The 1,116-nt window shown below is 45.0% G+C and carries 3 protein-coding genes; all 3 read right to left on the reverse strand.

The features are described from left to right. A partial coding sequence (locus tag A3766_RS04455; RefSeq protein ID WP_304440925.1) for a DsrH/TusB family sulfur metabolism protein occupies nucleotides 1-223 on the reverse strand: 223 nt, incomplete at its 3' end. 59 nt (nucleotides 224-282) lie between these two features. Beyond that, nucleotides 283-645 (reverse strand): sulfurtransferase complex subunit TusC, encoded by a 363-nt coding sequence (tusC, locus tag A3766_RS04460; RefSeq protein ID WP_068509772.1) that lies wholly within the window; start codon nucleotides 643-645, stop codon nucleotides 283-285. Nucleotides 646-656: 11 nt separating this feature from the next. Continuing rightward, a complete protein-coding gene (tusD, locus tag A3766_RS04465) occupies nucleotides 657-1,049 on the reverse strand; it encodes a sulfurtransferase complex subunit TusD (protein ID WP_068513642.1) in 393 nt (130 codons plus the stop codon). Nucleotides 1,050-1,116: the final 67 nt, after the last annotated feature.

The raw sequence follows: 1,116 nt of genomic DNA on the forward strand, positions 1-1,116 counted from the left end.
GCTTGATGGTAAGTTCAACCAAGTCATTGTAATCAATTTTACAATAGTCTACCGGGATTTTTACACCCCTAGCCAAGGCATCTTCAGTCAGTACAAAAATCGTCGCGGCAATACAAGACCATTGACTGGCTTCAGACGAGGTTCCCAGGCATTGGAAAACCCCATCTTCAATGAGTACTACGCAGTCACCGTCCAGGATCGTGTCTGAAAGTTGCTGGTTCACAGCGACTTCTGAGGGTGGTTTGTTCAGTATATGCAGGGTCATAAAGTGGGGCCAAGAAGCTAGAATCTTAAAATAATGTCGGAATCGTTAAGCTTATTGCTTACTTGTGCTTTACTAAGTTCGCTTATCGCAAGTGAGCAATCGCTTAACGGGATGTTTCGGTCTTCAGCGTCTTGTTTATCTATATGCACTTTATCTACACCATAAATAGCAAGCGCTTTCATCATTTGGCGAATATTCTTCTGGTGTATGTTTGCAGGGTCTTGATCTTCCAATAATAGATAGCAGCCATCAGTTGCGAGTAGCAGGCTGATATCTTGCTCGAAGGTACCCGCAGCCAGCACAAGGTCGAGAGCTTCTTTTGCATCGCTGGAGCCGAACGGGGCTGAGTTTAATATAATGAGTATAGATTTCTTATCCATCTTGCCTCTGTTTAAGCTCCAAAGGTTATGAAGCGGTCAGAAACGGCCATTGCTTCTACTAGTTGCCCAAGCCCGGAAAGCTCGAAACCTTCAGCGAGATTGTTTGCGTCCTTTTGATGGCGAGCTTGCTCTGTGTTATCGATCAAGCCTCGGCGTGCTGCGGCGGCAATACAGATAACCAGGTCAAGGTTGTGCTTGGTACCAAGGTCTTGCCAGGCTTTATAAAGATCAAACTCGTCTTGTGGTGGTGTCGCGAGTTTAGTACCGCTATGAATACCGTTTTGATAGAAGAAGACGCGAGAAAGCTTGTGCCCATTCTGAAGGGCAGCTTTAGTGTATCGATAAGCGCTGTAAGACGACTGTGAATCGTAGGGAGCGTTAAGGACTAATACAGATATGTTCATATTTTAAAGGGCTAAAAACTAAAAAAGCCATGCTTAGTACAGACCAAGGCATGGCTTTAAAGGGTTG

The organism is Oleiphilus sp. HI0132 (genome assembly GCF_001635845.1).